Origin of the sequence: Sphingomonas panni (assembly GCF_022664435.1) — a bacterium.
Lineage (GTDB): Bacteria > Pseudomonadota > Alphaproteobacteria > Sphingomonadales > Sphingomonadaceae > Sphingomonas > Sphingomonas panni.
This window is the reverse complement of record NZ_JAKREU010000008.1, coordinates 127,810-142,725: the sequence shown is the minus strand read 5'-3', so window position 1 is coordinate 142,725 and position 14,916 is coordinate 127,810. Positions and strand designations below refer to the sequence as shown.

The 14,916-nt window shown below is 63.1% G+C and carries 16 protein-coding genes; 14 read left to right on the top strand and 2 right to left on the bottom strand.

Annotated features, from left to right (window positions below):
- Positions 1-2: 2 nt before the first annotated feature.
- The 10 genes from mobF to MF609_RS15625 all read left to right on the top strand — a co-directional run bounded on the left by mobF (position 3) and on the right by MF609_RS15625 (position 8,787).
- Positions 3-3,263, top strand: a complete 3,261-nt coding sequence (gene mobF / locus MF609_RS15670) for a MobF family relaxase (protein WP_242417106.1) — start codon at positions 3-5, stop codon at positions 3,261-3,263.
- Positions 3,264-3,271: 8 nt separating this feature from the next.
- Entirely contained in the window at positions 3,272-3,676 is a 405-nt protein-coding gene (locus MF609_RS15665; RefSeq protein ID WP_022675745.1) for a hypothetical protein, read from the top strand.
- Positions 3,673-4,182, top strand: coding sequence for a DUF2726 domain-containing protein (locus tag MF609_RS15660; protein WP_022675746.1), 510 nt, complete (start codon positions 3,673-3,675; stop codon positions 4,180-4,182). Before MF609_RS15665 ends, MF609_RS15660 begins: the two co-directional genes overlap by 4 nt.
- 2 nt (positions 4,183-4,184) lie before the next feature.
- Positions 4,185-4,523, top strand: a complete 339-nt coding sequence (locus MF609_RS15655) for a hypothetical protein (protein ID WP_148291664.1) — start codon at positions 4,185-4,187, stop codon at positions 4,521-4,523.
- Positions 4,513-5,178, top strand: coding sequence for a hypothetical protein (locus MF609_RS15650; protein ID WP_022675749.1), 666 nt, complete (start codon positions 4,513-4,515; stop codon positions 5,176-5,178). The genes MF609_RS15655 and MF609_RS15650 overlap by 11 nt, the downstream gene beginning before the upstream one ends.
- 73 nt (positions 5,179-5,251) lie before the next feature.
- On the top strand, positions 5,252-6,073 hold the full coding sequence (locus tag MF609_RS15645; protein ID WP_022675750.1) for a CsgG/HfaB family protein: 822 nt from the start codon (positions 5,252-5,254) through the stop codon (positions 6,071-6,073).
- Positions 6,074-6,154: 81 nt separating this feature from the next.
- Positions 6,155-6,454 carry a hypothetical protein gene (locus MF609_RS15640; protein WP_022675751.1) on the top strand — a complete coding sequence of 100 codons (300 nt, stop codon included), beginning with the start codon at positions 6,155-6,157 and terminating at the stop codon, positions 6,452-6,454.
- A gap of 159 nt (positions 6,455-6,613) precedes the next feature.
- Entirely contained in the window at positions 6,614-6,907 is a 294-nt protein-coding gene (locus tag MF609_RS15635; protein ID WP_022675752.1) for a hypothetical protein, read from the top strand.
- Between the two features lie 900 nt (positions 6,908-7,807).
- The gene (gene parA / locus MF609_RS15630; RefSeq protein WP_066667192.1) at positions 7,808-8,476 is read left to right on the top strand and encodes a ParA family partition ATPase; all 669 of its coding nucleotides are present in this window, start codon (positions 7,808-7,810) and stop codon (positions 8,474-8,476) included.
- Positions 8,473-8,787: a ribbon-helix-helix domain-containing protein gene (locus tag MF609_RS15625; protein ID WP_022676116.1), complete on the top strand. Its 315-nt coding sequence runs from the start codon at positions 8,473-8,475 to the stop codon at positions 8,785-8,787. Before parA ends, MF609_RS15625 begins: the two co-directional genes overlap by 4 nt.
- A gap of 36 nt (positions 8,788-8,823) precedes the next feature.
- Here MF609_RS15625 and MF609_RS15620 read toward each other — a convergent pair whose 3' ends face one another.
- Positions 8,824-9,261 carry a hypothetical protein gene (locus MF609_RS15620; RefSeq protein ID WP_158441968.1) on the bottom strand — a complete coding sequence of 146 codons (438 nt, stop codon included), beginning with the start codon at positions 9,259-9,261 and terminating at the stop codon, positions 8,824-8,826.
- Between the two features lie 232 nt (positions 9,262-9,493).
- On the bottom strand, positions 9,494-10,159 hold the full coding sequence (locus tag MF609_RS15615) for a recombinase family protein (protein WP_022676114.1): 666 nt from the start codon (positions 10,157-10,159) through the stop codon (positions 9,494-9,496).
- Positions 10,160-10,427: 268 nt separating this feature from the next.
- On the opposite strand from MF609_RS15615, the gene MF609_RS15610 reads away from it, so the two are divergent.
- The 4 genes from MF609_RS15610 to MF609_RS15595 all read left to right on the top strand — a co-directional run bounded on the left by MF609_RS15610 (position 10,428) and on the right by MF609_RS15595 (position 14,880).
- Positions 10,428-10,673, top strand: a complete 246-nt coding sequence (locus MF609_RS15610; protein ID WP_022676113.1) for an AbrB/MazE/SpoVT family DNA-binding domain-containing protein — start codon at positions 10,428-10,430, stop codon at positions 10,671-10,673.
- Entirely contained in the window at positions 10,670-11,056 is a 387-nt protein-coding gene (locus MF609_RS15605; protein ID WP_022676112.1) for a type II toxin-antitoxin system VapC family toxin, read from the top strand. The genes MF609_RS15610 and MF609_RS15605 overlap by 4 nt, the downstream gene beginning before the upstream one ends.
- 78 nt (positions 11,057-11,134) lie before the next feature.
- Positions 11,135-12,250: a metallophosphoesterase family protein gene (locus MF609_RS15600; protein WP_022676111.1), complete on the top strand. Its 1,116-nt coding sequence runs from the start codon at positions 11,135-11,137 to the stop codon at positions 12,248-12,250.
- Positions 12,247-14,880 carry an AAA family ATPase gene (locus tag MF609_RS15595; RefSeq protein WP_022676110.1) on the top strand — a complete coding sequence of 878 codons (2,634 nt, stop codon included), beginning with the start codon at positions 12,247-12,249 and terminating at the stop codon, positions 14,878-14,880. Before MF609_RS15600 ends, MF609_RS15595 begins: the two co-directional genes overlap by 4 nt.
- The last annotated feature ends 36 nt before the right edge of the window (positions 14,881-14,916 follow it).

Here is a 14,916-nt window from a genome sequence, read left to right as displayed (position 1 = left end):
CGATGCACTCGATCGCTACCGTGAAATCGGCCTCCGGCGCGGCGAAGTATTTCACCAAGGACGACTATGTCGCAGGTGATTATTACACCGACGAGAAGGCTGGAGACGTCAGCCTTTGGGGCGGGGAAGGCGCCGCCACGGCAGGCCTTACCGGCGCGGTCAGCCAAGAGGCTTTCGCGAAGGCACTGCATGGCGAGCTGCCTTCAGGAGAGAAGGTCGACCAACGAGAGGGTCGGCGGCCGGGGTACGACCTCACCTTCTCGGCACCGAAGTCAGTCTCGCTCATGGCCTATGTGGCAGGGGACAAGCGTATCCTCGGCCCGGACGGAGCCCATACCAAGGCGGTCCAGCAGACGTTGTCATGGATCGAGAAGAACCTCGCTGAAACGCGCATCACGAAGGACGGCAAAACGGAGGCGGTGAAGACCGGCAATTTGGTCTACGCACTCTTTCAGCACGACACGAGCCGCGCGCTCGATCCCCAGCTCCATATCCATGCGATCCTGGCCAACCTGACGAAGGGGCCGGATGGCGAGTGGCATGCGCTCCACGCTGACAAAATCTGGGCGAACAACACCGTGATCGGCGCAATCTACCATGCGTATCTCCGCAATGAGTTGGAGAAGCTCGGCTACCAACTTGTAGCGACCGGAAAGCACGGCACGTTCGAGATTGTCGGGGTGCCCAAGGACGTCCTCGAGACCTTCAGCCAGCGCCGTGAGCAGATCCTCGAGAAGGCGGCCGAGCTGGGTATCGTATCACCTAAGGGGCGAGACGGTGTCACCGTCACAACCCGCGATCCCAAACTCAACCTCGAGGATCGGGACGGCCTGGTCCTCGACTGGATGAAGGATGCAGCCGCAGCCGGTTGGGACGGAAAGGCGCTGCTTGAGGGTGCGATGAACGCCGCCGCGAAGATGGAGCAGCGTGAGAACGCCGGGGCTATTGGCCGCAGCTACAATGCCATCGCAGACGCCGTGAAGGTGGCGAGAGAAACGGTGTCGGGCTTGATGCGTTCGCCCGACCCGCTCGTCGACCGCGGTTTCGTGCGAATGGCGCAGAGCGCCGGGCAAGCCAACGCGCAGCTCGCCGTTGCCTCGGCGATCCGGACCTTGGGCCAGCGCGAGGCGGCATTCGAGAAGAACCAGGTCGCCAAGAAGGCACTCGACTTCAATTTGAAGGGCGTGACGATCGATCACGTCGAGGCGCGCATCGATCAGCTGACCGAGAAGGGCAAGCTGCTTGCCGGCGAGATCCGTAGCAGCGCCGGGATGGTGGCCGCCGTAACGACGCCGGAATCCCTCAGAACCGAGGAACGGATCCTTGAGCGAGTAGAGGCCGGCAAAGGCACTGCGACACCGCTGGTTGCCCCTTCGGAGGCACCAGACCGCCTACAGGCCGCCTCCCCTCACGCGCTGAACGAAGGACAGCTTGCAGCCGCAACGCTGGTCGTGTCCTCGCCTGACAAGATCGTCGCGGTGCAGGGCATCGCCGGCGCGGGCAAGTCGACGATGCTCCAAGCTGTCGCACGCGTGGCGGAATCTGAAGGCAAGTCGGTGCTAGGCCTCGCCTTTCAGAACAAGATGGTCGCCGACATGAAGGAGGGCATGGCCCGGCCCGATGCGATCCCCAATCGGGAGATGTCGGTCGACCAGATGCAGGCCGCCGGCGTCAGCGCCGAGACGATCGCGCACTTCATCTGGCACAATGAGAAGCACGCCATAAACCCGAACACGCCGGCTGCTCAGGCGCGGCGGGACGAGCTGAAGGACACGGTCATCGTCGTCGACGAGACGTCGATGGTCTCCAACCAGGAGATGTTGAAGATGCTGACGATCGCAGAGGCGCTCGGCATCGAACGTATCGCGCTCATCGGCGACCGACAGCAGCTGCTCCCGATCGACGCCGGCAAGGCGTTCGCGATGATGCAGGCGGCGATGATCGGCATGGCTCGGATGGATGAAAATCTGCGACAGCAGACCGACCAGCTTCGGACGGTTGCAGCACTCGCCAACGTCGGAAAGGCGGGCCAGGCGCTAAAAGTGCTCGGTGACAAGGTGGTCGAACACCAAGACCCGGCCGCGCGTGCGGCGGAGCTATGGCTCGACCTGTCGCCGGAGAAGCGCGCTGAAACGGCGATCTTCGCCTCCGGGCGCGAAACACGAGCGGACATCAATGATGCGGTCCAGAAGGGCTTGCGGGACGAGGGCACGCTCAAGGGCGATGGCTTGTTCGTTACAGTCCTGCAGAACATCAATTTGACCCGCGAGGAGCTGCGGTACGCCCAATCCTACGAGAAGGGTCAGCAGCTTCAGATACAGGAGGTGATCCCGGAGCTCGGCCTGCGCCGCGGCGTGGCGGAGGTCAGACGCACTTTCGCCAACGGCAGGGTGGAGGTGGTCCAGAATGGGCGCGCCATCAAATTCAATCCCCAGCGCATGGACCCCATGATCGGCAAGGATCGCATGTCGCTCGCGACCTTGGAGACGATCCGCATCCATGAGGGCGATCGCATCAGGTGGACGGATAACGACAAGGACCGCGGGATTTTCAACGCCTCGCTCGGCACCATCACTCGGATCGAGGACGGGAAGGTCACCGTACAGCTGGCCAACAAAGACGAGGTCACGCTCGAGAACGGTGACCGGATGATGCACCGCATGGATCTCGCATACGCCCTGAACATGCACATGGCACAGGGCGTCACGACCAACGACGCGATAGTCGCCATGCGCAGCTTCGAGCGCAACCTGTCCAACCAGCGCCTTTTCAACGTCGCCGTCACCCGCGTGCGGTTCGAGCTGACGATGGTCATCGACAACCTTCAGAAGCTGGACCGACAACTCGACAGCAACCCCGGCAACAAGACGGCGTCGCTCGAGACCCTCGGACGCCTCGATATCGACGGCCCGGGGCGACATACCAAGGCGGCCGACGACGCGCTTAGCGCAGCAGCAGCGACACTCGATCGCGATGACGGGCAGCGGATCATCTTCGACGCATCGCTGACGTCGGCTGACGACCTCCCACCCATGGGCAAGTCGGAGAACGACTACTCGGATCCGAAGCAGATGGAGCGTGACGGCCTCGCGCTCGACCGCAAGGATGACGAGGATCGCCAGAAGCGCCCGGAGACGCGGAAGGACGACGAGCTGGGAATGCGCCCGCTCGACATGGACGATTTGAGCTCCCTGCCCGCGATGCCTGGCCACGGCGACCAGCTGCCGGGGCTCCCTCAGAAAAATCTAAGCCTGGATATGTGAGGAACGCCATGAGCCCGATATTTCAGAGCAAACCCACGTCCGAAGAGTTGCGCAGGCTCGCGCATGATCTGCTCGCTATTCGAGCCAGTCGGTTTTCGAGTGGCGACGCCACCCTGTTTGACGACGAAACCCAAAATGCTCGTATCCTGAGTGACGGAGCGCTCGCCTGTCTGCAGGGTGCAGCCGAACTGGAGAAGAAGGACGATGCGCGCCGATCGATCGATCGGCGCATGATCGTTCAACTCGCCCGGGTCCTAGTCATATTCGCGATCATCGTCGTCGCCGCGCAGCTCATCCCCGGAAGGCCAGCATCATCAAAAGAGGTGCAGTGGCTTTCTATGTCCGAAAACCGGCTATCAGCGGCTGAGAGCGGCAAAACATCGGATTCGATCCCTCTGAGTGCCGTCCGATGATGGACAAGCCCCTCCCCCTCCTGATCGCATTGGTCTCGGCCGTCCTCATCCTGAAGGCGCTAGGTGTTCGAAACATATTCGGTCCACCGCGCCCGGTTGCGAAACGCTTCCTGACCCCGCGCGAGACGGCCATGCTCAACGTCCTCGAGCGCGCCCTGCCGCACTGCCGTATCCATGCGCAAGTCGCGATGGGAGCGCTTCTGCGCGTACCGCAAAGCCCAATGCGGAAGAGCAAGATTTCCGACCGGAATGCCTTTTCGCAGAAGATCGTCGACTTCGTGGCGCAGGATCGTGCGACGGGCCTGATCGTCGCGCTAATCGAGGTCGACGACTGGTCGCATAACCCGTTCAAGGACCGCGTTCGCGACGAAATGACGGCTTATGCGGGATATCGCACGATCCGCGTGCCCGGGCGCGTGCAGCCCAACTTCAACGACGTCATGCCGATCGTCGCGTCGCTGCGACCCCTCCCCGCACAGAACCTTCCCCGCCACGAGGTCATGTAGCCATGGCAATAGCCGAACGATCACGTCCATCTGCCGAAGCCAGCGGATTAGATGACGCTCAGAGCGCCCCTACCAGCCAAGCCGGGGTACACACCCCCGCCGAGGAGCTGGCCGACGATCTTCGCACGAGAGCCTTTCACCTCATGGATGAGCATCCGATTGCAGCGGCTCATTTGGTGCTCGCCGCGGCTTCGATCGCGCCGGAATGTGCGGCCGAGAAGGAGGTCGCAGACGAGTTTTCCTTCGTCATCGCCGACTTCATGCAGCAGCTGAAGATTCTGCATCACCGCGCCGTGACGAAGCGCGCCATAACAACTGGAGCGGCACGTCATGGGGCTTGATGATCGCGACTATATGCGGGCCCGGTATCGGAGGCGCCAGGGTATCGATGACGGCCCGACGATCTGGAACGACAAGCGCGGGCGTGTGGAAATGGGCCAGGGATCGTCATGGACCAACGCAAGATGGCAAATGGCCGGCGTCGGACGTGCGCTACTTCAAGCAATCCTAGTTCCGGCCGTCGCGCTCGGGGGCATGTATGTCATCTATAGGACGTACACCTCGGTGATGACGTCGGCATTTCAGAGGATGATTCCAGTGCCATTCCCGGAAAGCGGCACGGTGTTCACCACACCGGCAACCGACCTTAACCGTCGACAGGGCATTCTAAGGTTTCGCGCTCCAGACAGGCCCAATCATGGCTACGTGGTCGTCTTGAACGACGTCGCGACCGACAAGGATGTGTTGGGGATCTACGTAGCTGGGGGGAAGAAGACGGCAACACCGGTCCAGGTCGGGACCTACCGCGTCAGGATTGCGGAGGGGCTGACGGCCTTCTGGCACGGGAATGACCGCCTTTTCGGCTCGACCACAGCAAAGGAAATGATGGCTCCGGTGAAGGTGGTCGGATCAACAGACAAGACGATCCGGCTGCAGACCGGTCTTGCTCGCGCTCTCGAGGTCAAAGCCGACAGCGCAAAGGGCTTTCTGGAATAGGTCATTTCAGTCGCAACGCACTGAGATAGCAACAAACCTATGGTACACGATCATCGAACGAGGGAGGGATACAATGCGCCGTACTATCGCAATCATGGCATTGCTCGCAGCGTCGGCTTCGCCGGCGCTCGCCCAGAAGGCGGGTAAGGGGGGGATCGGGATCGACGAGAATACGCAGGTTCCACGCTGCGATCGACCCTACGGGACCATCGCGTTGGTGGAGGAGCGCGCCGCTGGAGGAACCGCCGAGGGCATTCCCCCGGGCCTTGCGGCGCTGATGCGGATGGCAGAAGCCCAGAACGGCGGGAGTCAGCGTGTTGATCCGATCCCCCTGCTGAAGCTTCTCGTTGCTCAATCGGGCTGCTTCCAGGTCGTCGATCGTGGAGAAGGCTTCGACGCCCTGCAGCGAGAGCGTCAGCTCGCAGCGGGTGGAAGCGTCGCTGGCGCGAACAACCAAGCCACTCTGAAGGCCGCGGATTACCTTCTCCAGGCCAAGGTGCTCTATTCGGATTCTGATGCGGGTGGCAGCGGAGGCGGGCTCGGCACGATGTTCCCCGGCGGCCTCGGGTTCAAACAGAAGGTCAAGTCGAGCCAGACCATGCTTACCTTGATCGAGGTGAAAACCGGCATCCAACAGGCGATCGCGACGGGCTCGGCCCGCAAAAAGGATCTGTCGATCCTGGGAGGCGGTCTGCTCACCAACGCCGGCGTCGGCGCTCTCGGAGGTGCGTATACCAGCACCGACATGGGCAAGATCACTTCGGTCGCGATGCTCGACGCCTTCGTCAAGCTGACCAATCAGGCACAGACGCGGTTGCCCCAACCAACTGGAGCTTCGATCGGACCGGCGCCCTCCCCGGCGCCTCCGATGGCACCACCAGCGCCGAGGCAATAAGCTTTAGAGGGGAGAGGGAGTTAGCAGGCGAGCGAGAGCATCGCTCGAGAGCCCCCTCCCCCATCGTCGTCAGGTGTCCATATGAAACACGCGCGTATCCAGCAGCGGGACTTCTTCGATCCTGCCCCGGACCTCAACATAGAGCCGCTAGACGCGGCCGAGATGGAGGCGCCGCGTGGTGAACCGATCGCCATCCCTTGCGGCTTCATGACGAAGACCAACGAGCGATGCCAGCGACTGGCAAGCAGGCCCGTCATGCTGGAGGGGCACCAGATGACGTGTAGAGGCCGTCCTATGCTGTTCTGCGACCCCGCCTGCTACAATGCCTCCATGCGCGCCGACGTGCCGGCAGACGAAACCATCACGGATCCGTCAGCGTAGTCGATGCAAACGGCCCCCTCCCCCACTGCGCCGACATGCGGATATTGCGGCAATCGCCTCGGAGCGTGGCCGCCCGCCAGTCCGGTTGAGCCGTGCCGCGTCTGCAGAAGGCCGACGATGTTTGTGCCGATCCCGTGGAGCCAACCTCGCCGTCTCCTGATGTCCGGTCTCCTCGATGCTGGCGCATCGCTCTACGGGATCGCGACGGTCTGTCTCGTGGCTGCGTTCGCCATATCGCCGTCATCAGGTCGAGAATTTGTGAAGGCCTTCACCCTGATGCTGTTCGTTATAGGGTCCGTCCTAGCCGTCGACGGGATATTGGCAGTACGTACCGGGATCGACCGCACCTGGTCTACCAGGAGGAAAGGCCGATCGGCTCGCGCGCTGGGCGTCGGGAAGATCCTCGCGTCCAACGCCGCCCTGATGTTGGTCATCGTCGGCATACTGATATAGGTATCGCGAGTGTGCGACCGCGCACCTGTGCACAGGTGCTCACTTGCACGTCTGCGACGTCGCAATTACGCTTCTGTGCACCAGCGCACCCGCGCGTCGATGCACGTATGTCTGGGAGCGTATGCGTGAGCGAGTGCGCTTGGCTCTAGCCTGCCAAGGTCGTGGGGTGCCCTCCCCCCGAAGGCGCCAGCTAGTTCAGAAGCTCCCTTTTCACCCGCCCCCTTAGCGTTGGGGATCGTGCGAAAGCGTTATGCTCCACACCCTGCGATGGAATGAATCACCGGTGCACTGGTGCACAGGTGCGATGCGACCGCCGTGATTGCGTGGCGCATGGCTCTGGCTCGGCCGAGGGACGACAGGTCGCCGACGCGATCTCTGCGACACGGCGCTAAGGGCTGCATTGGCTCGGCGCACTATTGCGATAATGCACTGTCGCAGGTGTGCACAGGTGCGAGGGTGCGTCGTCGCACGGTCGTGATTACGCGATAGTGCGAAGGATCTGTAGTCGGGCTGCTTGTCGTGTGGGTAGCTGATGGATGTTGAACGGGAAGGGCTCACCGAGGATGGTAAGAGGAGGTGCTTAGGGGCGGCCTGACGCCGCCAGCTAAGCGACGCAGGGTAGAGCCCGCACGTGCGAGACCCGCCCCAGAAACCAGTCGGCTCACCGGCGCAGCGTCATTGCTTTGAGCCGAGCTGGCTTGAGCAGCTGTGTTGGCACCATTGAACAAGGTCATTCAACGCAACAACGGTTCAGACACTGGTGCGACCGTGCACCTGTGCACACGCGCGCACGTGCGTTTTCGCGCTTGTGCGCTAGCGCGAGTGTGGGCATACGTACCAACGCAATCGCGCACGTGTGCACAGTCACGACTGTGCATAGGGCAAAGCGAGGATATCAAGATGAAGACAGTGGCTCTCATTGCGCAGAAGGGCGGGGTCGGAAAAACGACGCTCGCGATCCACCTTGCGACAGCTTTCGCCGCTACCGGCAAGAACACCTTGCTCCTCGACCTCGATCCACAGGCCAGCGCAGCCGAATGGAAGGATCATCGCGCGGATGAGACGCCCGCAGTGCTATCGATCCAGCCATCCAGGCTGACAAAGGTTCTCGAGGAAGCGAAGTCGATGGGGGCCGACGTGGTAATCCTCGACACGGCTCCGCACAGCGAGAGCACAGCTCTCGAGGCGGCAAAGGCGGCAGATCTGATCCTCGTACCGTGTCAGCCCACGATCATGGATCTCAGGGCTATGGCGAAGACAGTCGAGCTGTTGAAGCTGGTTGGCAAAACGGCGTTCGCGGTCCTCAACAGCGTGCCTCACCAAGGCACTGGTGGCCAGGAGGCGGCCGAGACGATCGCTTCGTCGTTCGGGCTTCAGGTCGCGGACCCGTCGTTTGGGGATCGCGTCGCCTTCAGCCGCTGTATGATTTCGGGCCAAGCAGCGCAGGAGGTCGAGCCGAACGGAAAAGCTGCCGCAGAGGTGACCGCCTTGTTTGACTGGGTGGTCGCACAGCTGCACACTCGCACACGTGCACCTGCGCAGCGTAAGAAGAAGGGTGAGGCGGCATGACTAGAAAGGTTGGCTTCGCAGCAGGTCTGGGTAAGCTGGGAGAGATTGGCGGCAAGGTTGCGCCAGCGCCGTCGCCTATCGCTCGACCGGCCGAGGCGGTCGAGGCGGGGGAGGGGGACGGGCCTGTTCGGGCGGCGCCGGGCCCTCGCCGGAACGGCAAGGTGAACATTGCCGGTTACTTCGATCCCGCGGTTCGTAAGCAGCTTGCGATGCTGGCTGTCGAGCACGACACCGACCAAGTCAAACTCATGGCGGAAGCCCTGAACCTGCTGTTCGAAAAGTATGGGCGCTCGCCTATCGCCTCCGCTTGAGACAACCCCGCCGTCAGTCGCGGCGACGGTAAAGGCTCAGCGTCGCGCGCTGCATAGCTCGGAGTTGCGCAGCAAGCGCGCTCCGAGCACGCGAGTTTCGCGTTCCATTTGCTCCTCCATCATTGACCAGATGGTACGAGCGGCCGCGCAGTAGCCAGGTACGTCGGCTGCGATCTTGTCGTCGGTCCACCTTTCGATGTGTTTGTCTGAGATGAGCCTCTTAGAGGTGAAGGCGACAAGGAAATCCGACAGCGCAGCACGATCGTCGCTGTCTGCCGTTTCCAGTAAACGCGGAATAATGCAGTCGCTAACAAACGCCGACCTTTCGCGGCTTGCGCGGGTTAGATCTAAGCGAGCCTTTTCCAGACCGGCAATGTTCGCGCAGTCGGTTGCGCAGTGACTCTGAATTAACGTGAGGCCAACCCGGATGACTCGGTGATGCTCCTCAAGACCGCGAAGCAGTTCCTTGTCCATCATGGTTAACCGACGCCTCCCAAATACTGCCAAAAGGCAGCATCTGCTGCGCCGTCTACCGTATCTGGGAAATCAGCTCAGCGATATTGATAACGCCCGTAACGACTGTTGGATCGTTAGCCAGAAGGAATTTTGTTAAAGCCTTGGGAAAACGCGCCTGACGACGGCGTCGACGCTACGGCACAGCGGCTTGGCGAGTTGGAAGGGCAGGGGAAGCCCGAATTGCTGGCGCTCAGGCGATGTCCTCGACAGCGCACGGATCAGTGCCGCTGGCGTCGCCCGACCGTTCGTTCTTCAGGCGGCGAGCAATCTTAGCGAGCAACGTCCGACTGCAGCCCGTGCCGATCATGATCTCGCGCCAGCTCTGCCCATCCTTCAGTGACCGGGCGATCGCGGCGTTGCGGGCAGTGTTCTCAACGCGGCCTTTGTAGAGGCCTGCGGTTCGAGCTCGGCTGACGCCTTCGGCTTGCCGGCGCCGACGATCATCATAATCCTTGCGAGCGACCGCGGCGAGGACGTCGAGCATCATTGCATTTACCGCGGCGAACATCCGAGCTGTGAAGTCGTCGGGGGTAGCGATCAGGTTCCAGGAGGTTGGCAGATCGAGAGACACGATCCGAACCTGGCGTGCCTCGATCTCCGATCGCAACTTGCTCCAATCGGCCGAGCTGAGGCGCGATAGACGGTCGACCTGCTCGACCAGCAACACGTCACCGGGGCCGCAATCGTCCAGTAGTCGAAAAAGCTCCGGCCGGGCGAGGCGAGTGCCGCTCTCGTGTTCAACATAGCGCGATGCGATACGGAATCCATGTGAGGCGGCGAACGCATCCAGCGCTGCGCGAGCGCGGGTCGCATCCTGTTCAGCGGTCGATGCGCGGAGATAAGCCCGGACGAACATGCTTCAGTCCTTTATGAACGGTCTTGTTATGTCCAGTCTTTTTTGAGAGCGCGTTTGACGGAAAAAAGACCGGGCGCGCTCCGGTCTTTCAGAGGTATACCCAAACCGTACCTCCTAAAATGCGTATTTGGCAGAATCGTGGCGGCGTGGCACAACGTACCAGCTGTGACATTAGTATAAGGGACAGACGCAATATCGACATTGTTGTCGTCGGCGGGGGCGTCAGCTATGTTGCGTCAACGTGGTACATCAGGGCTGGCGTGCAAACATGACCTTGCAAATCAACATTACGCCTAACGGGCGCATGAGCCTGCCGGCAGACGTGAGGAAGCGCCTTGGCCTGAGTGGCGGTGGTGCGGTCTACCTTGATGAGACGGAGGACGGCGTGGTGTTGCGGACGGCAAGTCAGGCTGTGGCACGTGCCCAGGCTCTGGCCAAGCAGTACACTGGCGGTAATCCCGACGCATCCGTCGACGCATTCCTTGCCCGACGTCGGGAAGAGAGCGGCGAATGAGCGTGGTGCTGGACGCGTCTGCGATCATCGCGATGCTCAAGGGCGAACGCGGCGCGACAAAGGTCGCGGCTGAGATCGGTGGGGCGCGGGTGAGCAGCGTTAACTATGCCGAGGTAGTCAGTCACTTCGTCCATGCCGGCATGCCCGAGCGCGAAGTCGATGCGATGCTCGATCCATTGCCGCTGACGGTCGTGCCGGCCGACAAGGCACTCGCGCAGATTGCCGGGCGGTTGCGGGCGGCAACAGCGGAGGCGGGACTCAGCCTTGGTGACCGTTTCTGTCTGGCTCTTGCCCGACGGGACGGTCTGCCCGCATGGACCAGCGACCAGAACTGGAAGAAGATCGCCGATGCCGTCGAGGTCAAGGTTGTCGCGATCCGCTGACTTTACATGGTGGCGGGGTAGGGAAGGGGGCAGGACGTCCGGCTCGACAGCCATAACCCACACCGCCAGAAGGTTTCCATGCTACGCCTGATCCACACTGCCGACTGGCAACTCGGCAAGCCGTATGGCCGCTTCGACAGCGACGTGCGCGCTGCGCTTAGCGAGGCGCGGTTCGATGCGATTGACGCGATCGGCAAAGCAGCTGCGGAGCATGATGTCGCGCATGTGCTGGTCGCTGGCGATGTGTTCGATACTGAGGGACCGGAAGACCGCGTGATCGTGCAGGCGGTGTCACGGATGCAGCGCTATGCCTGTACCTGGTGGCTGCTGCCCGGCAACCATGACTTCGCCCGCAACAGCGGCTTGTGGGATCGTGTCCGCGCCAAAGGCGCCGCCAATGTCCGTATCCTCGCCGAGCCGGTGCCATGCGAGCTGGAGCCCGGGCAGTGGCTGCTACCGGCACCACTGACCCACCGGCATAATCTCGACGATCCGACCGCGCTGTTCGACACGATGGAGACGCCAGGCGCGAGCTTGCGCATCGGTCTGGCACACGGCTCGATCCGCGACTTCTCGTCGCGCGGCGAGGCGCAGAACCAGATTGCGCCTGATCGCGCGCAGCGCTCCAACCTCGACTATCTTGCGCTTGGCGACTGGCACGGGAGCCTCCGGGTCGATGCGCGCACCTGGTACTCAGGCACGCCCGAAACCGATCGCTTCCAGCGGGATGAGCCGGGCTACGCTCTGCTCGTGACGCTTGAGGCTGGGGCGGAGCCGTCGGTATCGCCAATCCGTACTGGCAGGTTCCAGTGGCTGATGCGTTCGTGGACGGTTGCCGACGCGGAGGGCTTTGCCGCCGAGTGCGACCGGCTGCTTGCGCAGGTCGAACCATCGGCAACCCTCCTGCAGCTCTCGCTCTCGGGTATCGTCAGTTTATCCGATCGTATCGCGATCCTTGCGCGCCTCGACAATGACCTGCGCCATCGCCTCCGCCATCTGACGGTCACCGCCGACGATCTCGTCGGTCGGCCGAGCGAACAGGATCTGGCAGACCTGCGGGTCGAGGGTATGATCGGCACGGCCGCGGCCAAGCTGATGAGCATGATAGAGGCCGGTGGCAGCGACGGCGCCATTGCCAGGCGGGCGCTCGAGCGCCTGTTCGTGGAACATCAGCGTGGGCAGGACGCGGCATGAGCCTTCGGATCCGGCGCATCGCGCTCTCAAACTTCCGCAAATACCGCGACCCCTTCGTGCTCGACGGGCTGACGGATGGGCTCAACGTCATCATAGAGCCCAACGAGACCGGCAAGTCGACGCTGCTGGAAGCGATGCGCGCCGCTTTCTTCATCCGGCACAACACCGCCAACCGGCTTGCGCGCAGCTATGCGCCTTACGGCGAGGCCGTCGCCCCGCAGATCGAGATCGGCTTCGAGGCGAAAGGCGAGGCGTGGGAAGTCAGCAAGCGCTTCCTGAAGAGTGCTTCGGTCGAGGTTCGGGGACCGAACGGGCGTGCGCAGGGCGAGGATGCCGAGGCGCAGCTGCAAGCACTGCTCGGCGCGCGTCGCGACACCAGCCAGGGCGGCGACGCGGCCGCCCACGGCGCACTCGGTCTGTTGTGGGTCGGGCAGGCGCAGGCGCTTGAAGTGACTGCGCCAGGCGAGATCGTGCGCGACAGCGTTCGCGCTACCCTGGAAGCTGAGGTCGGCACGATCATGGGCGGTGTTGCCTACCAGCGTGTTCGCCCCCGCATCGACAGTCAGTACGCGGAATACTGGACCAACAGCGGTCGGCTGACTGGTCGCCAGACTGCGGCCCGCGACGAGCATGACGCCGCGCAGCGCGCCGCGAGCGAGGCGGCCACTCGGCTTGCCGCCCTAGAGCAGGGCTTTTCCGACCTCGAGGCCGCACGGGCGCGGCTGAAGCTGCTCGACCGCGATCTTGCCGATACAACCGATGCTGAGCAGCGTCGGGCGCTGGTAGGCCAGCTTGACGTGGCGCGCTCTGCCGCTCAGCTGCTCGACACACGCCGCGCTGAGCAGGGCCGCCTTGTCGACCGTGTCAGGGCACTTGAGGATCTCGCATCGCGCCTCGCAATCGCCCGCAAAGCTGTCAGCGACACGGCTACAGCGCTCAGCAAGGCACGGGATAGTCGATCCAGCCTGATCGGGGAGTTGGCGGCCGCGCAGGAACGAGCGACGACAGCCCGTGAGCTGCTAACCCGTGCTCGTGACACTGGGCGGACCGCCCACGCGGCACTTGACGCTGCTCGGATACGGGCTGCCGAGCGCGAGCGCCGGGTAGCAGTCGGCGAGGCACGACGGCGATATGCCGAGCTGGTTGCGCTGGAGGCCGAATACGAAGTGACGCGACAGCTCGCGACTGCGGTGATCCCCACCACCGTCATCAAGGCCCTCGAAGAACGTGAACGTGCCGTGGACAAGGCGCGGGCGGCCGTGGATGCCGGTGCGACGCGGATCGAGTTCGCCGGTGATGTCAGCGGCCTGACGATCGACGGATCTGCGGCGGAGCGTGGAGACCGGATGTTGTCTCGCGAGACGCGCATCCAACTGGGCGATGCCGAACTGATCATCCGTCCGCCGGTCGGGCTGCAAGGCGCCGAGACGGCGCTCGCCAATGCGACCGATGATCTGAACGCGGCCTTGGCCGAGCACGGGGTGGAGAGCGTCACTGCGGCTCGCGCTCGCAACGAGGCCGCGCGAGACGCGGTCGCCAACCTTCGCACGCTCGAGGCGCGGATCATCGGGATCACGCCTGCCGTGACGCTGCTCGGAATCGAGGTGGGCGCGTCGGCCCTGAAGCTTTTCATCGTCGAATTGCAGGAAGGCGCGGAAGGGGAGGGGAGTGGCGAGGAACCAGACGTCGAGGCGCTGACCATCGCGTTAGGTGAGGCGGATACGGCGCTCGCAAGGGCGGAAGGTGTCGATGCAGTGGCATCCGAGCAGTTGCGCGAGGTGGAGGCGCGCAATACTCCATTGATGGTGCAGGAAGCTGGCGCCGAGCGGGATGCGCTGAACGCCGCGGCACAGCTTGCCACCTTGGAAGCCAGGCCCGAGGTGGCCTCGCTTGACGACGCTTTGCGCGATGCGCGCCAGCAGGAGGCGGCAGCGCTCGTCAACCTGCAGGATGCCGAACGCGCAGCGACTGCGCATGACGTTGCTACCATCGAACGGCAGATCGGCCTGCTGGACAAGCGGGTCGAGGTGGCCCGGGCCCAGCGTACCGACCTGGAAAAGGTGATTGCCGGGCTCGAGGCGCGGATCGAGGCGGAAGGCGGCAAGGGGCTGGCCGACCGCGCCGCAGTCGCGCGCGAGGAGGCTGATGCCGCAGCTACCAACCTGGCACGTGTGACGCAGGAAGCCGAAACGCTGAAGTTGCTTCGCGACATGTTGGAGAGTGCGCGCGCCGAGACGTCACGGACATTCGTCGGGCCGGTGGCGCGGCGTGCGCGCCGGCACATCGAACGGCTGCTGCCGGGTGCGAATCCCGGCTTTGGCGACGACCTTGGCTTGGCGTCGATTGCGCGGGGCGGTTTGGGCGAGAGTTGCGGCGATCTCTCCAGGGGCACCCAGGAGCAGCTGGCAGTCCTTACGCGGCTCGCCTTTGCCGACATGCTCCTCGAGCAGGGAATGCCAGTATCGCTGATCCTGGACGACCCGCTGGTCTATTCGGACGATACCCGCCTCGATCTCATGACTGAAATCCTGACGGAGGCGGCAACGCGGATGCAGATCATCCTTCTCACCTGTCGTGATCGCGCCTTCCGCCATCTTGGCAATCGGATTAGCCTGACGGGAGATCGGTAGCGAAACTTACACGTTCTGGTAGGATTACGGCCCGAC

What these genes read in the sequence shown, in the direction of transcription:
- mobF (WP_242417106.1), top strand. Translation starts at nt 3, where the DNA reads ATGCACTCGATCGCTACCGTGAAATCGGCCTCCGGCGCGGCGAAGTAT.
- MF609_RS15665 (WP_022675745.1), top strand. Translation starts at nt 3,272, where the DNA reads ATGAGCCCGATATTTCAGAGCAAACCCACGTCCGAAGAGTTGCGCAGG.
- MF609_RS15660 (WP_022675746.1), top strand. Translation starts at nt 3,673, where the DNA reads ATGATGGACAAGCCCCTCCCCCTCCTGATCGCATTGGTCTCGGCCGTC.
- MF609_RS15655 (WP_148291664.1), top strand. Translation starts at nt 4,185, where the DNA reads ATGGCAATAGCCGAACGATCACGTCCATCTGCCGAAGCCAGCGGATTA.
- MF609_RS15650 (WP_022675749.1), top strand. Translation starts at nt 4,513, where the DNA reads ATGGGGCTTGATGATCGCGACTATATGCGGGCCCGGTATCGGAGGCGC.
- MF609_RS15645 (WP_022675750.1), top strand. Translation starts at nt 5,252, where the DNA reads ATGCGCCGTACTATCGCAATCATGGCATTGCTCGCAGCGTCGGCTTCG.
- MF609_RS15640 (WP_022675751.1), top strand. Translation starts at nt 6,155, where the DNA reads ATGAAACACGCGCGTATCCAGCAGCGGGACTTCTTCGATCCTGCCCCG.
- MF609_RS15635 (WP_022675752.1), top strand. Translation starts at nt 6,614, where the DNA reads ATGTCCGGTCTCCTCGATGCTGGCGCATCGCTCTACGGGATCGCGACG.
- parA (WP_066667192.1), top strand. Translation starts at nt 7,808, where the DNA reads ATGAAGACAGTGGCTCTCATTGCGCAGAAGGGCGGGGTCGGAAAAACG.
- MF609_RS15625 (WP_022676116.1), top strand. Translation starts at nt 8,473, where the DNA reads ATGACTAGAAAGGTTGGCTTCGCAGCAGGTCTGGGTAAGCTGGGAGAG.
- MF609_RS15620 (WP_158441968.1), bottom strand. Translation starts at nt 9,261, where the DNA reads ATGGACAAGGAACTGCTTCGCGGTCTTGAGGAGCATCACCGAGTCATC.
- MF609_RS15615 (WP_022676114.1), bottom strand. Translation starts at nt 10,159, where the DNA reads ATGTTCGTCCGGGCTTATCTCCGCGCATCGACCGCTGAACAGGATGCG.
- MF609_RS15610 (WP_022676113.1), top strand. Translation starts at nt 10,428, where the DNA reads ATGACCTTGCAAATCAACATTACGCCTAACGGGCGCATGAGCCTGCCG.
- MF609_RS15605 (WP_022676112.1), top strand. Translation starts at nt 10,670, where the DNA reads ATGAGCGTGGTGCTGGACGCGTCTGCGATCATCGCGATGCTCAAGGGC.
- MF609_RS15600 (WP_022676111.1), top strand. Translation starts at nt 11,135, where the DNA reads ATGCTACGCCTGATCCACACTGCCGACTGGCAACTCGGCAAGCCGTAT.
- MF609_RS15595 (WP_022676110.1), top strand. Translation starts at nt 12,247, where the DNA reads ATGAGCCTTCGGATCCGGCGCATCGCGCTCTCAAACTTCCGCAAATAC.